Raw genomic sequence first — 18,569 nt, 5'->3', positions numbered from 1 at the left:
GCGGTGTAGGAAAGAATGGTGGACCCTGCTGGGCTCGAACCAGCGACCTCGATATTAAAAGTATCTTGCTCTACCAACTGAGCTAAGGGTCCGACCGGGTGCGGTCCCTAAGGAGGGCTTGCGGGCGGGTCAAGCGTGCCTGCAAATGTCGTAGCGCGAGCCCGCTTTTCGGGTCGCGCCAACCCGGCGCGATGGCGCAGGCGGGGACGAGCACGAAGTCGCGCTGCGCCAGGCCCGCGTGCGGAATGCCGAGCTCGCGAGACCGCCACACCCCGCCCGACCACGCCGCGATATCGCAGTCTAGCACCCGGTCGCCCCACGCCTGCCCGGGCCTCCGCCCGAAACCGCGTTCGAGGCGCTTCAACTCGCGCAGCAGCTCCGGCGGCGACAGGTCGCTCTCCAGCTCCGCCACCGCATTGGCGAAGCGCCGCCGCGCCGCGCCCATGGGCGCGCTGTCGATCACCGGGCTGCGCGCCCGCACCGTCCCCAGCGCGGCGAGCTCTTCCATCGCGGCGTGGACCACGCCTTCGGGGCGGCCGTGCTCGCCGTGGCGGCGGTTCGAGCCGAGCGCGATCAGGTAGGTGTGCGGCAGGCTCAGACGTCCTCCGCCAGCCGACCGTAAAGCTCGGGCCGGCGGTCGCGGAAGAAGCCCATGCCCGCGCGGTGCTTGGCGGCGGTATCGAGGTCGAGCGTGGCGACCAGCACGCCGTCCTCCTCGCGCCCGAATTCGACCAGCTTGTCGCCCCATTCGTTGGTGATGAAGCTGTGGCCGTAGAAGGCCTGCCCATCTTCCACCCCGATGCGGTTCGAGGCGATCACCGGCATGCAGTTGGACACCGAATGCCCCTGCATCGCGCGCTGCCACATGCGGCTGGTATCGAAGCTGGCATCGTAGGGTTCGGAGCCAATGGCCGTGGGGTAGAACAGCAGTTCCGCCCCCATCAGCGCCATCGCGCGGGCGGTTTCGGGATACCACTGGTCCCAGCAAACGCCGACGCCAATCTTCGTCCCGAAAACGTCCCACACCTTGAACCCGGTGTTGCCGGGGCGGAAGTAGTACTTTTCCTCGTAACCCGGTCCGTCGGGGATGTGGCTCTTGCGGTAGACGCCCATGATCTCGCCCGAGGCGTCGATCATGGCGAGCGAGTTGTAGTGGTGCGGCCCGTCCTTCTCGAAGAAGCTGGTCGGGATCGCCACGCCGAGCTTCTTCGCCAGCTTCGCCATCGCGCGTACGTTGGGGTGATCGGCGGTCGGCGCGGCGCGGGCGAACAGCGCCTCTTCCTCCACCTTGCAGAAGTACGGCCCGTCGAACAGCTCGGGCGGCAGGATCACCTGCGCACCGCGAGAGGCCGCTTCCTCCACCATGGCGGAAACGGCTTCGATATTCTCGGTCTCGTCGGCAGCGCCCAGCGTCAGCTGGAGCGCCGCCACGGTGATGTCACGGGTCAAATGCGCCCTCTTCTCAGTCGGCTTTCTTGAACAACAGCGTCATGCGATCGCTTTCGCCAATGGCTTCGTAACGCGCGCGGTCCTGCTCGCCATACCGAAGCACGGGCGGCAGCGTCCACACGCCTCCTTCCCAGTCGGCTGGGTCGTTCGGATTGGCGTTGATCTCGCTTTCCTCGACCAGTTCGAAGCCGTTCGCCTCGAAGATCGCGACGACATCCTGCGTGCGCATATAGCCGCGCTGCTGGGCGCCGTAATCGTCGTAGCTCGCGCCTTCCGGAGCGCGGTGCTGCACCACGCCGACCATGCCATCGTCCTTGAGCATCCGGCGCGCAGCCTTTAGCACGTCGTCGGCGGTGTTGCTCATGTTGAGACCGTGCATCGAACGGAAGATCAGCACGCGGTCGACCGTGCCGAGCATTTCCTCGGGCACTTCGTCGATTTCGTAGGCACCGATGGCGGCGGGCTCCACGCCCATCGCCTGCGCGTAGGTCGTCTTGAAAGTGTCGGCCCAGGCCTTCGCGCGCGCTTCCGCTTCGGGATTGGGGTATGTGCCCGCATCGCTGTCGCTGTTGAGCGCAATATAGGTGCCCTGGGGCATGATCCACGGCGCGAGCACGCGGGTGTACCACCCGCCGCCCGGGCCCCATTCGACCACGGTCATGTCCGGCTCGACGCCGAAGAACTCCAGCGTCTCTGCCGGGTTGCGATACTGGTCGCGCGCGCGATCGTCGTCGCGCAGGTCGGCGGCGAGCACCTCTTCCAGCGTCATGGCATGATCGTCGGCCACGGCAGGCGCGGCAAGCGCGAGACTGGCGACGGCGGCAAGGCAGGCAGTACGAAGCATCCGGTTTTCTCCCCGTGTTTGTGGGGTGCACATTAGGCGGCGACCGGTTCAGCGCAAGGGTGCCGAAGGTCCGATCATGGCAATCGCGCACAGGCTTCCTACTTCCGTCGCCAAAGGAGAATAGGACATGACCGAGACCGCGATTTTTGCCGGCGGCTGCTTCTGGTGCACCGAGGCCGTGATGAAGGACGTCATCGGCGTCGAAAGCGTCGAAAGCGGCTATATCGGCGGCGAGACCGAGAACCCGACCTACAAGCAGATCTGCACCGGCAAGACCGGCCACGCCGAAGCGGTGAAGGTCGCCTACGACGCCGACACGATCAGCTATGGCGAGCTGCTCGACATGTTCCTCGGCACGCACGACCCGACCCAGCTCAACCGGCAGGGCAACGATGTCGGCACCCAGTACCGCAGCGCGATCTTCCCGATGGACGCGAAGCAGCAAGAGGAAGCCGAAGCCGCGATCGGCCGCTGGAACGCCGCCAATGGCGCGATGGCCGTGACCACGATCGAAGGCATGTCGAACGGCGAGCAGACCGCGACTTGGTACTCGGCCGAGGGCTACCACCAGGATTACTGGGACGGCGAAGGCCAGCGCAATCCCTATTGCCAGGCGACGATCCCACCCAAGCTGATGAAGCTGCGCAAGAGCTTCCAGAAATACGTGAAGGACGACGCCTGAACGACGCGCCGGGCGCCCTTCCACGTAGGGTTTCTGACACACCTGACACAGTGTCCAGGGGATAAAAATCGCCCGGATTGCCGACACCGTTCGAATAATTGCAATCGACTGGCGGACACGGCGGCATGGCGCATGCATGCCACGGGCAGCGGCCTGTAGGACAGCGCAGTCGCCGCCTGCCTGTCAGCGCGCGATTGCTCTACCACTTGCACGCAGGCCGGATCGGCCTAGGCTCCCGTCTGCTTCCGCCCCAGCGGGAGAGTGAAGGAGCGCAGATGTCGACCGGACGCAGACAGTTGGGATTTCTTGCAGCAGTGCTGGCCTGCGTCATGGCCAGCCCCGGCTTCGCGGCGCCCCCGCCCCCTCCACCCGAAGCGTCCGCGCAGCGGGCCTTCTTCGCAGCGCTTCCGCAAACGGCCCCGGCCGAATATCCTGCCGAGCTGCGCGCCATGCTGGCCGACGATCTCGAGGTGATGTGGGAGGGTGAGCCCTTCCTCGAAGGGCCCGATGCCTGGATCGAGTGGCGCGAGAGCACTTTTTACGATGCCAGTCTCGATCGCCATCAGATGCTGATCGAGAATTTCTACTGGGACGAAGACGGGCGCGTGGTGACGGAGGAGTTCTGGATGCCGATCCGCAAGGACACGGTTTTCCATCCGGTGCGCCCCCTCAAGATCGTGCGCTACACTTTCGCGGACGAGCAGGTGATCCGGATCGAGTATCTCCTCAATCTCGACAGTGCGCCGGTCCTGAACCCACGCGACTAGGGCGGCGGAGAACCGGTTCGGGGTCCCGTCCAGGCGAACTTCGCGTCAGGTTCGGGGTTGCGCCTCGCGCCTTCGGCCCCACGTTGGGGGCACCGAATTTCCCCGTGGCCGCTCAAGCTTGCGGCCCTCACCCCTCAGTCAGAGAGGACCATCGAAATGACTACAGCCAAGAACGGCGACACCGTCGCCATCGATTTCGTCGTGAAGACCGATGCCGGACAGGTCGTCGGCAACACCGAGGAAAGCGGCCCGCAGGTCGTCACCCTCGGCAAGCAGGAAATCTTCCCGGCGATCGAAGCCGCGCTCGACGGAATGGAAGTCGGCTCGGTCGAAACGGTCAAGATCGAAAGCGAAAACGCCTTCGGCCCGCGCCGCGAGGAGCTGGTGATCGACGTGCCGCGCGAAAACCTGCCCGCAGAGCCCGCCCCGCAGCCGGGCATGCAGCTTTCGGCGCAGGGCCAGGACGGCCAGCCGATCCAGCTCGTCATCACCGAAGTGCAGGAAAATTCGGTCAAGGCCGACGGCAACCACCCGCTGGCAGGCGAAGACCTGACCTTCGGCGTGACGCTGGTCGAGATCAAGGAAGCCGCGTAAGGCTTTTCCGAAGGCCGAATAAGGCTTTGGAAAATATGACACCCGGTGCGATTGCGCGGAACGCGCAGATTGCATCGGGGTTCGTTTTGGCAGACGCACCGAGGAGTCTGCCGGATGCCCAAGCCTGACAAGAAAATGATCGCCAAGACCATGCGCAGCATGGACCTGTGCATGATGACGACGCACGGCCCCGACGGCACGCTCAACAGCCGTCCGATGAGCAACAACGCGCAGGTCGATTACGACGGCGACAGCTATTTCTTCACCGCGCCCGACACCCGCAAGCTGCGCGATATCGCGCGCGACGATCACGTGGCGCTCGATTTCCAGAACGAGGGCGTGTGGCTGACCATCCGCGGCACCGCCAGCGTCCACGACGATCCGGAGCTGATCAAGGAGCACTGGACGCCGGATATCGAGAAATGGTTCGGCCACGGCCCGGACGAGCAGGACGGCGTGCTGATCATCAAGGTGACCGCAGACGAGGCCGAGCTCTACGGCGAGAACGAGGGCGTGGTCGACATGGGCGGCTAGTGTCCCTCCTCCCCTTGAGGGGGAGGTTGGGTGGGGGTGTGCCCGCCTATGGAGCGGAGCCTCCAATCCCTCCCCCGAGGGAGGAGAGTTTTGCATCTAACCCTTGCGCCAGCGCGCGACGAAGAAGCCATCGAGCCCGCCCTGCTCGGGCAGCATACCCGGATCGGTGCGCAGGTGGCCCTGTGCGCTGGGTGACAGGCCTTCGGGCAGTTCTTCCGCCCGGATCGGATCGGGCGTGAGCGAGACGTTCGCGACCTGCCCCTCCCCTTCCTCGCTCTCCAGCGAGCACACCGCGTAGGCCAGCGTGCCACCGGGAGTGAGCCAGCCGCTCGCGCGCTCGATCAGCCGTGCCTGCACTTCGGCGAGGTCGGCGATCTGGCGCGGGCCGATGCGGTGGAGCACGTCCGGGTGGCGGCGCGCGGTCCCCGTCGCGGTGCACGGCGCGTCGATCAGGATCGCGTCGAAAGGAGCTTCGGGCTCCCACTTGAAGGCATCGGCAGCGATCACCTCGGCCTCCAGCCCGGTGCGCGCGAGGTTCTGCTCCAGCAGCTTCAATCGCTTGGCCGAGATGTCCAGCGCGGTGACCTGCCACCCCTGCGCCGCCAGTTGCAGCGTCTTGCCGCCCGGTGCGGCGCACAGGTCGAGCGCGCGTTTTCTTTCGCCGTCGCCCAGCATGCGGGCGGGGAGCGAGGCGGCGAGATCCTGCACCCACCATGCGCCATCCTCGAACCCTTCGAGCCCGTGCACCGCCTGCCCGCGCGAGAGGCGCAGATGGCCGGGCATCAAGCTGTCCGCGCCCAGCTTCACCGCCCATTCGGCGGTCTTCGCCGGATCGCGCAAGGTCAGGTCGAGCGGCGGCGGCTCGGCCAGCCCTGCGGCAATCGCCGTGCTTCGCTCGCCCCAGCGCGCGGCGACCGCCGCGGGCAAAGTCGGTGCGGCGGGCAGCTCTAAGCCGCGCTTGGCGAGCGCGCCGAACACGCCATGCGCCAGCCTCTTCGGCCCGCCCGAGAGCAGCGGCAGCGCGGTCGCGATGACCGCGTGCGGCGGCGTGTCGAGCCGCAGCCATTGCGCCAGCATCAGCCGCAGGACGGTGCGCGGCTTGGCATCATCGGGCAGGACTTCGCGCGTCGCGCTGTCTACAGCCGCATCGAAATCGACCAGCCAGCGCAGGGTTTCGGCGGCGATCGCGCGCGCCAGCCCCGCGTCGGAGGCGGGCAGGCCGCGCAGCGCCGCCGTCTCGTTCTGCTCGAGCGTTTCGCCCCGGCGCAGCACGCCGTCGAGCATGCGCAATGCGGCGCGCCTTGCGGGCAGGCCCGCGACTTCGGCTTCGCTACCGCCTTTAGACATGCTTGAAACGCCGGTGCGGGAAGATCATCTTGGTCATATGAAACGCGCTACAGAACGCCCCGAGGACTTCAAGAAGCCCGCGCACTGGAGCGACGATCCGCCGCCCGCGCCCGAACCAATCGACGCGAGCGTCGAGGACCCGAAGGGCCTCAGCCCGACGCGTTACGGCGACTGGGTGAAAGACGGGATCGCAATCGATTTCTAGCCTTGATCCTCCCCAAATTGCGTAGCCATTTGGGGAGGTGGCAGTCGCCGCAGGCGGCTGACGGAGGGGGATGAGCGCTTGTTACCCCTCCACCCCGACACCTGCGGTATCGCGGTCCCCCTCCCCATTTGCGCTTAAGCGAAAACGGGGAGGATCTTTTCAAAGCTTCTCCAGCCTGATCTGCAAGCCGTCCTTGGGCTGCGGGATCGGCCAGGCCTGCCAGTCGGGCGCGTAGCCTTCAGCGACCTCGATCCGGTAGCGGGTCAGCAGGTGCGCCATCAGGATCTTGATCTGCATATAGGCGAAGTGGAGCCCTAGGCACATGTGCGCGCCGCCGCCGAAGGGCACCCAGGCATATTTGTGCCGTGCCTTTTCCGCTTCGCGGGTGAAGCGCATGGGATCGAAGGTCTTGGGCGAATCCCAGATCTCCGGGTCGTTGTGCACGAAATTCGGGTTCACACCTACCGGCGTGCCCGCCGGGATGCGGTATCCGTGAAACTCGAATTCCTCCAGCGCGCGGCGCGGGATCGAGGGGACCGGCGGCATCATCCGCAGCGCTTCCTTGAACGCCATCTCGGTCAGCTCGGCCTTGGCCAGATCCTCGTATTCGAGTGCGCGGCCCTCGCCCCCGGTGATCGCGCGCAGTTCCTCGCGCAGCTTGTCCTGCCATTCGGGGTTCTTCGCGAGGAAATAGACCAGCGAGGTCGCGGACGAGGTGATCGTGTCGTGCGCAGCCATCATCAGGAAGTTCATGTGGTCGACCACTTCGTCGACCGGCAGCAGCTCGCCGTCGTCGCGCGTCGCGGTGGCGAACTGGCTGAACATGTCCTGGCCGCCGCCTTCGGCCCGGCGACGCTCGGTCTCTTTGGTGAAATACTCGACCAGATAGGCGCGACCATCGGTGCCGCGCTTCATCTTGGTGAAGGGCAGCGAGTGGCGGATCGGCGCGACCGAGGCCTGCACCATGTCGACGAAGGCCTGGTTCACCTTCTCCGATTCCTCGCCGAAGGGAATGCCGATGAAGCTGTCCGCCGCGAGGTCGAGCGTGAGCTGCTTGATTGCGGGGTAGAACTTCATGGAGCCGGAACCCCATTCCTCCATGCGCCGGGCGATGCCGTGATTGAGGCTGCCGACATAATGCCGCATCGGCTCGGGCTTGAAGGCGATCGACAGCGCCTTGCGGTCGGCGCGGTGATGGTCGAAATCCAGCAGCATCAGCCCGCGCGGGAACAGCTGGTCGAGAATCGGGCCCCAGCCTTGTTCGCTGGAGAAGATCTTCTTGCGGTCGAACAGCACCAGCTCGTTCGCATCCGCGCCGACCAGCGCGACGACCGTGCCGCCGAAGGCATTGTTGCGATAGACGCGCCCGTATTTCTCCACCATCGCGCGGGTGAAGGCGGGCGGATCGGCCAGCATCTTGAAGGTGTTGCCGACGAACGGCAGGCCCTGTTCGCCGGGAATGTGGGAGAGGTCCGCCAGGGACGGATTGGCCTCTTTCCAGTGCGTCGGGCGGACCTGCGCAGGCTGGTGGGCCGGCATGTCTTGAACGGGTGCGGTGGCCATCGGGTGTGCTCTCCTTATTGACCCCAATGTAAATTAGCTGCGCCCGCAAATCCAGCCGTTCAAATCCACCCTGAAAGTTCGCGCCGCAGGATCGCCTCGAGCATCGCCAGCCCCGCGTCGGAGGTGTTGAGGCAGGACAGCGCGGCGAATTGCTCCCCGCCCGCTTCCTCGAACTGTTCCTTGCCTTCCATCGCAAGCTCTTCGAGCGTTTCGAGGCAGTCGGCGGAAAAGCCGGGCGCGACGATGGCGATGCGCTTCGTGCCCTTGCCCGCCTCTTCCATCAGGACCTGGTCGGTCGCGGGTTCGAGCCACTTGGCCGGGCCGAAGCGCGACTGGAAGCTGATCCGGAAACGCAGGTCGGGGTACAAGCCGGACTGGGCCATCCGCGCCTCGAGCAGCCGCGCGGTCTTGTGGCAGTGGCAGTGGTAGGGGTCGCCCAGCGCCAGCGTGCGCGCGGGCATGCCGTGGAAGCTCGTCACCAGCAGCTCGGGGACAAAGTCGAGCGCGGCCAGCTGGCGTTCGATATCCTGCGCCAGCGCGTCGATATAGAGCGGGTCGTCGTGATAGGGCGGCAGGGTGCGCAGGCTCGGCTGCCAGCGCTGTTCGCGCAGCCAGTCGCTCGCCTTGTCGACCACGGTCGCGGTCGTCGCCGCGCAATATTGCGGGTAGAGCGGCGCGAGCAGGATGCGGTCGCACCCTTGCTCCTTCAGCGCGGTCAGCTTGTCCTGGATCGTCGGCTCGCCGTAGCGCATCGCCCAGTCGACGATAACGCGGTCGTCCGAGCCTTCCGCAAAGCGCGGCTGCATCGCTTCGGCCTGGGCTCTCGTGATCGCGGCGAGCGGCGATCCGTCCTCGCCCCACACCTTGCGATAGGCTTCGGCCGATTTGGCGGGCCGGGTGTTGAGGATGACCCCGCGTAGGATCGGCTGCCAAGCGATCGGCGGCAGTTCGATCACCCGCCGGTCGGACAGGAATTCGGCGAGATAGCGCCGCACGTCGGCCGTCGTCGGCGCGGCGGGCGTGCCGAGATTCACGACCAGCACGCCGATCCTGCCCGAGCGTACGGGGGGATGGTCGGCCGGAAGCTGCTGGTCTTGCCAAGTCATGCGTTTCGCCAACGCGAAGGAAGGTCCCGCGTCAAGACGGCTCTTCAATCGATGGTTCTGGCGATGGCTCGGATGATGGCGCTCCGGAGGCGGGCTCCGGCGGATCGGGCTGCTCCGGCTGCGCAGGTGGCTGGACAGGTGGTTGGGCAGCCGCGAGGTCGAGCGGGAGCGAGCGCAAACGCTGACCCGTGGCCGAAAACAGGGCGTTGGCGATCGCGGGCGCCGCGATCACGGTGCCCAGTTCGCCGGGATCGAACGGCTCCTGGTCGCTGGTCACGAAATCGATCGCGATGTCGGGGCTATCGGCCAGCGTGGGCAGGCCCAGCGAACCCAGCCGCGCGCTGGTAGGCAGACCGCCATCATAGCCTATGGCCGATCCCAGCACGAGCGACAGGCCGAAGATCAGCCCGCCCTCGATCTGCTGGCGCGCGAGGTCGCGATTGACGATCCGCCCGATATCCGCCGCCACGCTGAGGCGCGATACGCGGATGCCGCCCTCCCCCGGCGTTGCCTGCGCCACGCAGGCGATCCGCCCGACGCGCTCGCCCAGCACCATCCTGTGGCAGGCTATGCCCTGCCCCGCCGCAGCGGCGCCTCCGTCCCATTGGGCGAGGCGGGCGGCACGCTGGAGCACCTCGACCATCGCAAGATCCTGCCCCAGCATCGCGATGCGGTAGGACAGTTTTTCGCGCCCCAGCGACTGCGCCACCTCGTCGACGAAACACTCGGTGAAGAATGCGGTCAGCGCGTCGCCGCCCCCGCGCATCCGTGCGACGGGCAGGCGCGTGTCGACCGGCACGTGATCGACCGCCAGATTGGCAATCGCATAGGCAGGCACCGCGCCAGCCACCGCCAGCGGATCGGCGCGTCCCGCATTGTCTTCGCGTGCGGCCCATGTGGTGCGATTGTCGAACAGGCGCGCGCCCTGTTCGTGCATGAAGGGCGGGACCGCGATCCTGCTCTTCAGCGCGATGATGGCGCCATCCCGGCCGAGCCGCGCGGAAAGCTGGGCCGCCGCGGGCGCGCGCGGCGGACTGGCGATCATTTCCTGCCAGCGCGACCAGACGAGCTGGACCGGACGGCCCAGTTCGCGCGCGATCACCGCCGCTTCGATCGCATGGGCATGGTCGAGCCGCGCATCGAAACTGCCCCCTGCCGCCATCGGGACGAGGATCACATCCTCGACCTCGATGCCCACCGCACGCGCGACCGAGACCCGCACCCGCTCGGGCACCTGGCTGGCGATCCACATCGTCAGCTTGCCATCGTCGAGCCACGCGGTGACCGACGCAGTCTCGATCGGCGCATGGACGGCAGGCGCGATATCGTATCGGCGCGAAAGCGTGGCCCGCCCGTCGACCACCTCGCGCGCACCGACCAGCGCAACTTCGTGCGCCTCGCCATCGGCAAGGGCGCGATCGATTGCGCGCGCAACGCCCTCGCTCGACACGGGATCGGTGATGCCGAAGACCGGCTTCATCGCGGCCAGCGCCCGTTCCGCCGCCCACCATGTCTCGCCCGCGGCGGCAAGCCAGCGATTGCCCTGAACGACGCCCACCAGACCGCGCACCTTCGCGGCCGCCTCGCGCTCGTAACGCTTCAGGCGCGGCCGGTCGATCGGGCCGTGGCGGATCGCGACATAGGCCATGCCGGGCAGACGGATATCGCCCGCGAACAGGAAGCTGCCATCGACCTTGGCCGGCAGGTCGAGGCGGGGAAAATCGGTCTCGGCCCGCGCGCCCGGGCCGGTCGGCGGTTCCGCCGGAGGCTCACTGCGCAGCGGTGCGACATCGGGCGGATCGCGCTGCGCAGCGGCCTCTGCCAGATCGGCGAAGCGCAGCTGCCGCTCGCCCGCGACGATGAATCCGTCCTGCGCGCGGCATTCCTCTGGCGCGATGCCCCAGCGCGCGGCAGCCTCGGCAATCAGCATAGCGCGCGCAGTCGCGGCGGCTGCGCGGGCGGGCGCTTCGTAGGCGGCCAGCGTGGTGCCTGCGGCGGTCGCGTTGAAACGCGTGCGCTCGGCAAAGCGGCGGGCGAGCAGCGAATCCTCGTCGCTGGCGAGGTCCGCGCCGCCCGCAAGCCACAGCGGCGCCCACAGGCTCGCCAGCGGCACGTTGGGATAGGCGCCCGCAGGCGGCGCGGGCTCGACCGCGATCTGCCGCCAGTCCGCGCCAAGCTCCATCGCGACGATCTGCGGGATGAGCGTGGTGACGCCCTGCCCCATCTCGCATTGGGGGACGGCAACCGTGACCACGCCATCGCCGGCGATCTTGAGCCAGGCGTTGAAGCCCGCCTCGCCCTCCGCTGGTTCGAGCGGCGCGTCGAAGCGCTGGGGCAGCAGCAGGAACGCGACGAGCAGGCCACCGCCCGCCGCCGCGCCCGCCAGCACGCCCCGGCGCGAAACCTTCATGCCGTTTTCACGGACAGCGCCTGCGCAATTTTCTCCGCGATCGCGCGAAAGGCATTGCCCTCGGGCGTGTCGCCCATGGCCACAGGCGCGCCCGCATCGCTCGATTCGCGCACCGCATGGCTGAGCGGAATGCGCCCGAGGAAGGGCAGGTCGAGGCGGCCTGCCGCGCGCTCCACCCCGCCGCTGCCGAAGGGGTCGCTCGCCTCGCCGCAATGCGGGCAGACATAGCCCGCCATGTTCTCGATCAGGCCGAGGATCGGCACCTCGCCCTGGTCGAACAGCGAACCCGCGCGCGCCGCATCGGCCAGCGCGAGGTCTTGCGGCGTCGAGACGATCACCGCGCCATCGGGGCGGAACTTCTGCAGCATGGTGATTTGCACATCGCCCGTGCCCGGCGGCAGGTCGACCAGCAGCACCTCGGCATCGCCCCAGTTCGCTTCGAACAATTGCGCCAGCGCGCGCCCGGCCATCGGCCCGCGCCACGCGAGCGCGCGGCCCTTGTTCACCAAGTGCCCCATCGACAGCATCGGAATGTCCGCCGCGCCGACCACGGGCTGCAGCGTCTCACCCTCGGCCTCGGGCTTCATGTCTTCGCTTTTCAGCAGGATCGGCTGCGAGGGACCGTAAATATCGGCATCGATCACGCCGACCTTCACCCCGGCGCGCTTCAGCGCCACCGCGAGATTGGCGGTCACGGTCGACTTGCCGACCCCGCCCTTGCCCGATCCGATCGCGATGATCCGCCTTTTCACCCGCTCGCCCATGAAGGCGATCGCGATCTCGCGACCCGCGGCGATCGTCGCCAGCCCTTCGCGCAGCTCGCCTTCGAGCGCCGTGCGCGCCGCTTCGCTCAGCCCCGAGCCGTCGACCACCAGCGACAGCGCGCCTCCCGCCCCGGTGTCGGGGCGCGCGCGCACCGCCGCGATCCGCTCCGCCAGCTCCGGGCCAAGCGCCTCCCTGACCGCAGTGAGTTCCGTGGCTCGCTCTCGTCCCGCATCCTTCGTCATCGGAAGCGTCCATAACAGCAAAAATGGGCGGACAACCCCTGTTTTTCGCAGCCGACGCTCCCTATACAGGGAACCATGAAAATCTTGGACGGGTTTCACTCGAAAATCGCGCTGGCGATGGCTGGCAAAAATCCCTGGGGCGGGTCTTCCGATGACGGCGATCGGTCCGATCCGCCGAAAGGCGAAAAAGGCGACGGTCCCGGCAGCGACAAGCCCAAGGGTCCGCGCAATCCGTGGCTGCCGCAGGGCGGCAACGGGCGCGGCGGCGACGGAGAGCCGCGTCGCTCCGCCTCGATCGAGGATATCTTCAAAAACCGCGGCCCCGAAGGTCCGCGTCGCAGGTCCGGCGGCGGTGGCCCGGGTGGCCCGAACTTCCGCCTGCCCGAGCGCCCCGGCGGGAAGAGCTGGGTGCCCATTATCGTCGCGATCGTCGTGATCATCTGGATCGGCGTAACCAGCACGCACCTGATCGGCCCGCAGCAAAAAGCGGTCGTGAAGACGCTGGGCAACTACACGCGCACGCTCGATTCCGGGCTCCAGTTCACCGCGCCCTTCCCGATCGAGACGGTCGATGTCCAGGATGTCGAAGGTGTCCGCTCGGTCCGCATTCCCGGCAGCAACACGCAGGCCAAGCTGATCCTGACGGGCGACCAGAACCTGGTCGACCTCAGCTACATCGTGCGCTGGAACATCAAGGATCTGGAAGGCTTCAACTTCCGCGTCGTCGATCCGATCGAGACCGTGAACGAAGCGGCCGAGGCGGCGATGCGTGCCGCCGTGGCCGAGACCGAACTGGACGAGACGTTCTCGGGCCAGGGGCGCGCCGCGATCGAGCTCGACGTGCGCGAACGGATGCAGGCGACGCTCGACGCATATGGCGCGGGTATCCGCGTGCTGGGTGTCGAGATCGAGAAGGCCGACCCGCCGGCACAGGTGGTCGATGCCTTCCGCGACGTGCAGGTGGCCGAACAGAACGCCGATGCGGCGCGCAACCAGGCGCAGGGCTACGCGCAGCAGGTGCTCGCCAATGCGGAAGGTGAGGCGCAGGCCTTCGACAAGGTGTACCAGGAGTACCGCCTTGCCCCCGAAGTGACCCGCCGCCGCCTTTATTACGAAACCATGGAACGTGTGCTGAGCCGGACCGACAAGACGATCGTCGAGACCGACAACGTCACGCCCTATCTGCCGCTGCCCGAGATCAATCGCCGCCGTGACGCGGCGCCGACCGCGCCGACCGCGACACCCGCAGGGAGCCAGTAATCATGAACGGATTCTGGGAAAGATACCGCATCGCCCTGGTGGTCCTGGGCATTCTGATCGTCGGCTTGCTGATGAGCGTCTATATCGTGCCCGAGGAAGAGCAGGCTGTGATCGTGCGCACGGGTGACCCGGTCGGCACCGTTAACACGATCGGCGGAGACACAGATGCAGGCTTGTACCTGCGCGTGCCCTTCATCGACTCGGTTCGCCGCGTGGAAAAGCGGCTGCTCGACCTCGAGATGAACGATCAGGAAGTCCTCTCGGCCGATCAGCAGCGCCTGCTGGTCAACGCCTACGCGCGCTTCCGGATCGTCGATCCGGTCCGCATGGTGGAACGTGCAGGCACGACCGATGGCGTGCGCAACGCGCTCGAGCCGATCCTCAACTCGGTGCTGCGGCAGGAACTGGGCCGCCGCACCTTCCAGGGGATGCTGACCGCAGAGCGCGGCAATGCGCTAGCCAATGTCCGCGCCAATCTGGACCGTCAGGCACGCCAGTACGGGGCCGAAGTGGTCGATGTGAAGATCATGCGCACCGACCTGCCCGAAGCTCCGCTGCAATCGGCCTTCCGGCGGATGGAATCGGATCGCGAGCGCGAGGCGCGCACGATCCGCGCCGGCGGCAGCCGCGACGCGCGGATCATCCGCGCCGAGGCCGACGCCGAAGCCGCCCGCATTTATGCCGAAAGCTTCGGGCAAGACGCCGATTTCTACGATTTCTACCGCGCGATGCAGAGCTACGACCAGACATTCGAGACCGGCCGCGATGGCGATGCACAAAGCGAGAGCAACATCATCCTTTCGCCCGACAACGAATATCTGCGGCAGTTCCGCGGACAGCGTTGACCGTTCGTCGAGCGGCATTGCCGTTCGGCAGAGCGGGTCCCGGTCGTTCAATCGGGATTAAGCGCCCGCCCCTTTGAAGGGATGGCGGGAAATAGAGCGGCCCTTCGCGCATTGAATGCGCGAGAGCGGCCGAAATATAAAGGAACCAGAAGGACGTGAGACCCGTGCGATACGCTTATGGCCTGACTTCCGCACTGCTGATCGGCGGTGCAACGATTTCTCTCGTGACCGGACAGCCTGCGGGCGCCCAGGTCGCGCAGAACGAGAACGCCCAGATCAATGCCGCGGTGCCGCGCGCCGGAGCGCCGGCGAGCTTCGCCGACCTGACCGAACAGCTCGCCCCGGCGGTGGTCAACATTTCCACCCGCCAGCGCGTCGAGGTGCAAAGCTCCAACCCCTTCGCGGGCACGCCGTTCGAAGGCATGTTCGGCGATCGCGGACAGGGCCAGCCGACGACGCGCGAAGGCCAGTCGCTCGGCTCGGGCTTCATCATCTCGGCCGACGGCGTGGTGGTGACCAACAACCACGTGGTGACGCCGCAGGGCAACGGCACGGTGGAAGAAATCACCGTGACCATGCCCGACGGCACCGAATACGAGGCGGAACTGGTCGGCACCGATCCGGACTCCGATCTCGCGGTGCTGAAGATCGAGCGGTCGGAGCCCTTCCCCTTCGTGCGTTTCGGCAATTCGGACCAGGCACGCGCGGGCGACTGGGTGGTCGCGATCGGCAACCCCTTCGGCCTTGGCGGCACGGTGACCAGCGGCATCATCTCCTCGGTCCTGCGGACCGCGGGTGCGGGTGCCTATGACCGCTACATCCAGACCGATGCGGCCATCAACCGCGGCAACTCGGGCGGCCCGCTGTTCGACATGCAGGGCAACGTCATCGGCATCAACAACGCGATCCTCTCGCCCTCGGGCGGCAGTGTGGGTGTCGGTTTCGCCATTCCGGCGGAAACCGCAGCGCCTATCGTGGAGCGTCTGCGTCGCGGCGAGACGATCGAGCGCGGCTATCTGGGTGTCAGCATCCAGCCGGTCAGCGACGATTTCGCCGCCGCGCTGGGCCTGCCGCGCAATCGCGGCGAGATCGTGCAATCGGTGGTCGACGGCGAAGCCGCCGCGCGCGCCGGGGTCGAAGCGGGCGACGTCGTGATCGCGGTCGATGGCCGCGACGTTACGCCGGACCAGACGCTGTCGTTCCTCGTCGCCAATATCGAACCGGGCACCACCATCCCGATCACGGTGATCCGCGACGGCGAACGCCGCACCATCCGCCTGACCGTGGGCACCCGCCCCAGCGCCGAGGAAATGGCGCGCTCGCAGATGTTCGGACAGGACGAGAGCGAGGAAGAGGGGATGAACGCCCCGCTCGACGGCAACGAATTCCTCGCCGAAAAGCTGGGCCTCGGCGCAGTGGCGATCAATCCGACCATCGCGCGCCAGCTCGGCGTGCCTGCCGATACGCAGGGCCTCGCCATTGCCGCGGTCGACCGGAATTCCGATGCTGCGCGCAAGGGCCTGCAGCGACGGGACATCATTCTGTCGGCCAACTACCGCCCGGTGACCTCGACCGAACAGCTCGAAGCGATCGTGCGCGAGGCCGACGAAGAGGGCCGCGATGCCGTGGTGCTGCGGATCCAGCGTTCGCGCGGTCAGAGCGGCTACTTCGCGGTGCGTATCCGCGACTAGGCGCTTTCAGACCGAACATACCGCAATCAAAAGCCCCGTCGGAGCGATCCGGCGGGGCTTTTGATTGGGCGACACAATTAGGAGCGAAGCGCCGGCGGGCTATTGGCCGGGCGATCGCTGGGGAGCGAGCGGCGGGGCCTCGCGCCCGGGCTGCGCCGGTTGCGGCGATGGCCTCGGCTGGGGCGGAGGCTGCTGCTGCGGAGGCTGCGGCCGGGTCGTCTGGCCCCCACCCTGATTACCGCCCTGATTACCGCCGATCGCGCGTTCGAGGAAATCGTCGTCGACCGCCTGCTGCTCGCCGTCGGCGCCTTGCCCGGGCTGGCCGCGCGTGCCTTCGGTCGCGCCCTCGCTGGCGGGGCCCGGTTCGCTCGCACCGCGTCCCGGCTCGATCAGGTTGCCCTGCTCGTCGATGAAGTAATAATCCTCCGGATCGCCGTAATTGAATTCCTCGTCCGGCTCGATCTGCCAATCGGGCAGGTCGGTATCGGTATCGAATTCCTCGACCGGGCGGTCTTTCACCGCAAAGCGCATGAAGGCGGCAAAGGCCTGCGCAGGGGCTCGCCCGCCCGACAGCCCGCTGACCGCGTTGTTGTCGTCGCGGCCCATCCATACGCCTGTGGTCAGGCCGGAAGAGAACCCGACGAAATAGCCATCCTTGTTCGAGCTGGTGGTGCCCGTCTTGCCGGCCACCGGGCGGCCGATCTGCGCGGCGCGGCCCGTGCCGGTCTGCACTGCCGCCTGCAGCAGGTCGGTCATCTGGGTGGCGACATAGTCGGGCACCAGCCGCACTTCGCGCGCACGCTCGTGCTGGTAGAGCGTCTCTCCGCCGGTCGTCGTGACCTTGACAATGCCGTAGGGTTCGACCGAGACGCCGCCCGCCGCGACCGAGGCGAAGGCGCGGGTCATATCGATCAGGCGGACTTCGGAGCTGCCCAGTACCATCGAGGGGAAGGTGGAAATGTCCGACGTGATCCCGAAGCGCCGCGCCATCGACGCGACCGTTCCGAAGCCGACCTCGTTGCCCAGTTGCGCGGCGATGGTGTTCACCGAATAGGCGAAGGCCTGGCGCATGCTCATCTCGCCGGAGAAACGTCCGCTGGAGTTGCGGGGGCTCCAGTCGTCGATCGTGATCGGTGCATCGACCACGGTATCGTCGGCGCGGTATCCGCTTTCGAGCGCGGCGAGATAGACGAACAGCTTCCAGGCCGAGCCGGGCTGGCGCTGGGCCACGGTCGCGCGGTTGAAATTGCTCTGGACGTAGTCGGTCCCGCCGACCAGCGCGCGGATCGCACCGTCGCGATCGAGCGAGACGAGCGCGCCCTGCGCCCCGCTGGGCGCGTTCGATTTGACCGCGGCGGTCGCGGCAGCCTGCATTCCGGTGTCGATCGTGGTCCACACCTCGATCGGTTCGAGCGTGTTGGGCAGCAGGATGTCTAGCTGCGGGAGCGCCCAGTCGGTGAAATAGCGCACCGAGTTCTGGCCGCTCTCTTCCTTGAGCCTCACGGCGGAGGGATCGACCGATGCCTGCTCGGCACTGATCCGTCCCTGTTCGCGCATCAGCCGCAGCACGACCTGCGCGCGGCCCACGGCGGCGTCGACATCGGCGGTCGGCGAATAGCGGCTCGGCGCCTTGACCAGGCCTGCGATGATCGCGGCCTCGGCGGTCGAAAGTTCGGTCGCGGGATGGCTGAAGAACTTGCGGCTGGCGCTGTCGACGCCATAGGCGCCGCCGCCGAAATAGACCTTGTTGAGATAGAGTTCGAGGATCTGCTCCTTGTCGAACTTCGCTTCCAGCGCCAGGGCCAGCACGCCTTCGCGCAGCTTGCGGTCGATCGTGCGGTTCGAATTGAGGAAGACGTTGCGCGCCAGCTGCTGCGTGATCGTGGAGGTCCCCGCCACGCGCGAGCGCGAGCCGAAGATCGGCTCAAGGACCGCCCCGCCGGTCCGCACGACGTCGACGCCGAAGTGCGAATAGAACCGGCGATCTTCCACCGCGATCATCGCCTGCTTCATGACATCGGGAATTTCTTCCTTGTCGAGCCATTCGCCGTAGCTTGGACCGAGCTCCAGGATCTCGCTGCCGTCGGCCGCGCGTACGACGATGGTCTGCGCGGTCTGCGCGGCCTTGAGTTCCTCGTAGGATGGAAGCGAACGAGCGGCGAAAGCGACCGCCAGCATCAGGAAGATCACGGCGAGAGCGGCGAGGCCGCCCAGCCACATTACCGTCAGACGCAGCCAGCGGGGGGTTTTCTCCCACGTCCTGGC

Annotated in this window: 17 protein-coding genes and 1 tRNA gene; 8 read left to right on the top strand and 10 right to left on the bottom strand. The window is 67.1% G+C overall.

The window, feature by feature from the left end; genetic code table 11:
* Positions 1 to 16 precede the first annotated feature (16 nt).
* The 4 genes from DL238_RS06345 to DL238_RS06330 form a co-directional block, all read right to left on the bottom strand.
* Positions 17 to 92: transfer RNA gene (locus tag DL238_RS06345), tRNA-Lys, on the bottom strand.
* Positions 83 to 592, bottom strand: a complete 510-nt coding sequence (gene folK, locus DL238_RS06340) for a 2-amino-4-hydroxy-6-hydroxymethyldihydropteridine diphosphokinase (RefSeq protein WP_115492800.1) — start codon at positions 590 to 592, stop codon at positions 83 to 85. Before folK ends, DL238_RS06345 begins: the two co-directional genes overlap by 10 nt.
* A 2-nt stretch (positions 593 to 594) precedes the next feature.
* Positions 595 to 1,449 carry an N-carbamoylputrescine amidase gene (aguB, locus tag DL238_RS06335; RefSeq protein WP_115491491.1) on the bottom strand — a complete coding sequence of 285 codons (855 nt, stop codon included), beginning with the start codon at positions 1,447 to 1,449 and terminating at the stop codon, positions 595 to 597.
* A gap of 13 nt (positions 1,450 to 1,462) precedes the next feature.
* Positions 1,463 to 2,293 carry a class I SAM-dependent methyltransferase gene (locus DL238_RS06330; RefSeq protein WP_115491490.1) on the bottom strand — a complete coding sequence of 277 codons (831 nt, stop codon included), beginning with the start codon at positions 2,291 to 2,293 and terminating at the stop codon, positions 1,463 to 1,465.
* 127 nt (positions 2,294 to 2,420) lie between these two features.
* On the opposite strand from DL238_RS06330, the gene msrA reads away from it, so the two are divergent.
* The 4 genes from msrA to DL238_RS06310 all read left to right on the top strand — a co-directional run bounded on the left by msrA (position 2,421) and on the right by DL238_RS06310 (position 4,870).
* Positions 2,421 to 2,975, top strand: coding sequence for a peptide-methionine (S)-S-oxide reductase MsrA (gene msrA / locus DL238_RS06325; protein ID WP_115491489.1), 555 nt, complete (start codon positions 2,421 to 2,423; stop codon positions 2,973 to 2,975).
* Positions 2,976 to 3,250: 275 nt separating this feature from the next.
* A complete protein-coding gene (locus tag DL238_RS06320) occupies positions 3,251 to 3,742 on the top strand; it encodes a hypothetical protein (RefSeq protein WP_147290994.1) in 492 nt (163 codons plus the stop codon).
* A gap of 156 nt (positions 3,743 to 3,898) precedes the next feature.
* Entirely contained in the window at positions 3,899 to 4,336 is a 438-nt protein-coding gene (locus tag DL238_RS06315) for an FKBP-type peptidyl-prolyl cis-trans isomerase (RefSeq protein ID WP_115491487.1), read from the top strand.
* 114 nt (positions 4,337 to 4,450) lie between these two features.
* A complete protein-coding gene (locus tag DL238_RS06310) occupies positions 4,451 to 4,870 on the top strand; it encodes a pyridoxamine 5'-phosphate oxidase family protein (protein WP_115491486.1) in 420 nt (139 codons plus the stop codon).
* A 96-nt stretch (positions 4,871 to 4,966) separates the two neighbouring features.
* Here the strand turns inward: DL238_RS06310 and DL238_RS06305 are convergent, their stop codons facing one another.
* Positions 4,967 to 6,217: an RsmB/NOP family class I SAM-dependent RNA methyltransferase gene (locus DL238_RS06305; RefSeq protein WP_115491485.1), complete on the bottom strand. Its 1,251-nt coding sequence runs from the start codon at positions 6,215 to 6,217 to the stop codon at positions 4,967 to 4,969.
* Between DL238_RS06305 and DL238_RS06300 the strand changes: the two genes are divergently transcribed.
* Positions 6,216 to 6,422 (top strand): DUF1674 domain-containing protein, encoded by a 207-nt coding sequence (locus tag DL238_RS06300; protein WP_115491484.1) that lies wholly within the window; start codon positions 6,216 to 6,218, stop codon positions 6,420 to 6,422. The two genes, DL238_RS06305 and DL238_RS06300, sit on opposite strands and share 2 nt — an antisense overlap.
* A gap of 159 nt (positions 6,423 to 6,581) precedes the next feature.
* Here DL238_RS06300 and DL238_RS06295 read toward each other — a convergent pair whose 3' ends face one another.
* From DL238_RS06295 to DL238_RS06280, 4 genes are read right to left on the bottom strand one after another with little or no spacing between them, the layout of a single operon-like run.
* Positions 6,582 to 7,985 carry a cytochrome P450 gene (locus DL238_RS06295; RefSeq protein ID WP_115491483.1) on the bottom strand — a complete coding sequence of 468 codons (1,404 nt, stop codon included), beginning with the start codon at positions 7,983 to 7,985 and terminating at the stop codon, positions 6,582 to 6,584.
* A 59-nt stretch (positions 7,986 to 8,044) separates the two neighbouring features.
* Entirely contained in the window at positions 8,045 to 9,091 is a 1,047-nt protein-coding gene (gene hemH, locus DL238_RS06290; RefSeq protein WP_115491482.1) for a ferrochelatase, read from the bottom strand.
* 31 nt (positions 9,092 to 9,122) lie between these two features.
* Entirely contained in the window at positions 9,123 to 11,501 is a 2,379-nt protein-coding gene (locus DL238_RS06285; RefSeq protein WP_115491481.1) for a xanthine dehydrogenase family protein molybdopterin-binding subunit, read from the bottom strand.
* Positions 11,498 to 12,508, bottom strand: coding sequence for an Mrp/NBP35 family ATP-binding protein (locus DL238_RS06280; protein ID WP_115491480.1), 1,011 nt, complete (start codon positions 12,506 to 12,508; stop codon positions 11,498 to 11,500). The genes DL238_RS06285 and DL238_RS06280 overlap by 4 nt, the downstream gene beginning before the upstream one ends.
* Before the next feature lie 117 nt (positions 12,509 to 12,625).
* Between DL238_RS06280 and hflK the strand changes: the two genes are divergently transcribed.
* The 3 genes from hflK to DL238_RS06265 all read left to right on the top strand — a co-directional run bounded on the left by hflK (position 12,626) and on the right by DL238_RS06265 (position 16,304).
* Positions 12,626 to 13,768, top strand: a complete 1,143-nt coding sequence (hflK, locus tag DL238_RS06275) for a protease modulator HflK (protein ID WP_234030987.1) — start codon at positions 12,626 to 12,628, stop codon at positions 13,766 to 13,768.
* A gap of 2 nt (positions 13,769 to 13,770) precedes the next feature.
* Positions 13,771 to 14,613 carry a protease modulator HflC gene (gene hflC / locus DL238_RS06270; RefSeq protein WP_115491478.1) on the top strand — a complete coding sequence of 281 codons (843 nt, stop codon included), beginning with the start codon at positions 13,771 to 13,773 and terminating at the stop codon, positions 14,611 to 14,613.
* Between the two features lie 164 nt (positions 14,614 to 14,777).
* Positions 14,778 to 16,304: a Do family serine endopeptidase gene (locus DL238_RS06265; RefSeq protein ID WP_115491477.1), complete on the top strand. Its 1,527-nt coding sequence runs from the start codon at positions 14,778 to 14,780 to the stop codon at positions 16,302 to 16,304.
* A gap of 99 nt (positions 16,305 to 16,403) precedes the next feature.
* On the opposite strand, the gene DL238_RS06260 is transcribed toward DL238_RS06265, so the two are convergent.
* Positions 16,404 to 18,524 (bottom strand): transglycosylase domain-containing protein, encoded by a 2,121-nt coding sequence (locus DL238_RS06260; protein WP_181883847.1) that lies wholly within the window; start codon positions 18,522 to 18,524, stop codon positions 16,404 to 16,406.
* Between the last annotated feature and the right edge of the window lie 45 nt (positions 18,525 to 18,569).

Origin of the sequence: Alteriqipengyuania lutimaris (assembly GCF_003363135.1) — a bacterium.
GTDB classification, from domain to species: domain Bacteria; phylum Pseudomonadota; class Alphaproteobacteria; order Sphingomonadales; family Sphingomonadaceae; genus Alteriqipengyuania; species Alteriqipengyuania lutimaris.
Note: the sequence above shows the minus strand (reverse complement) of the source record. Positions and strands in the feature narration are given on the sequence as shown.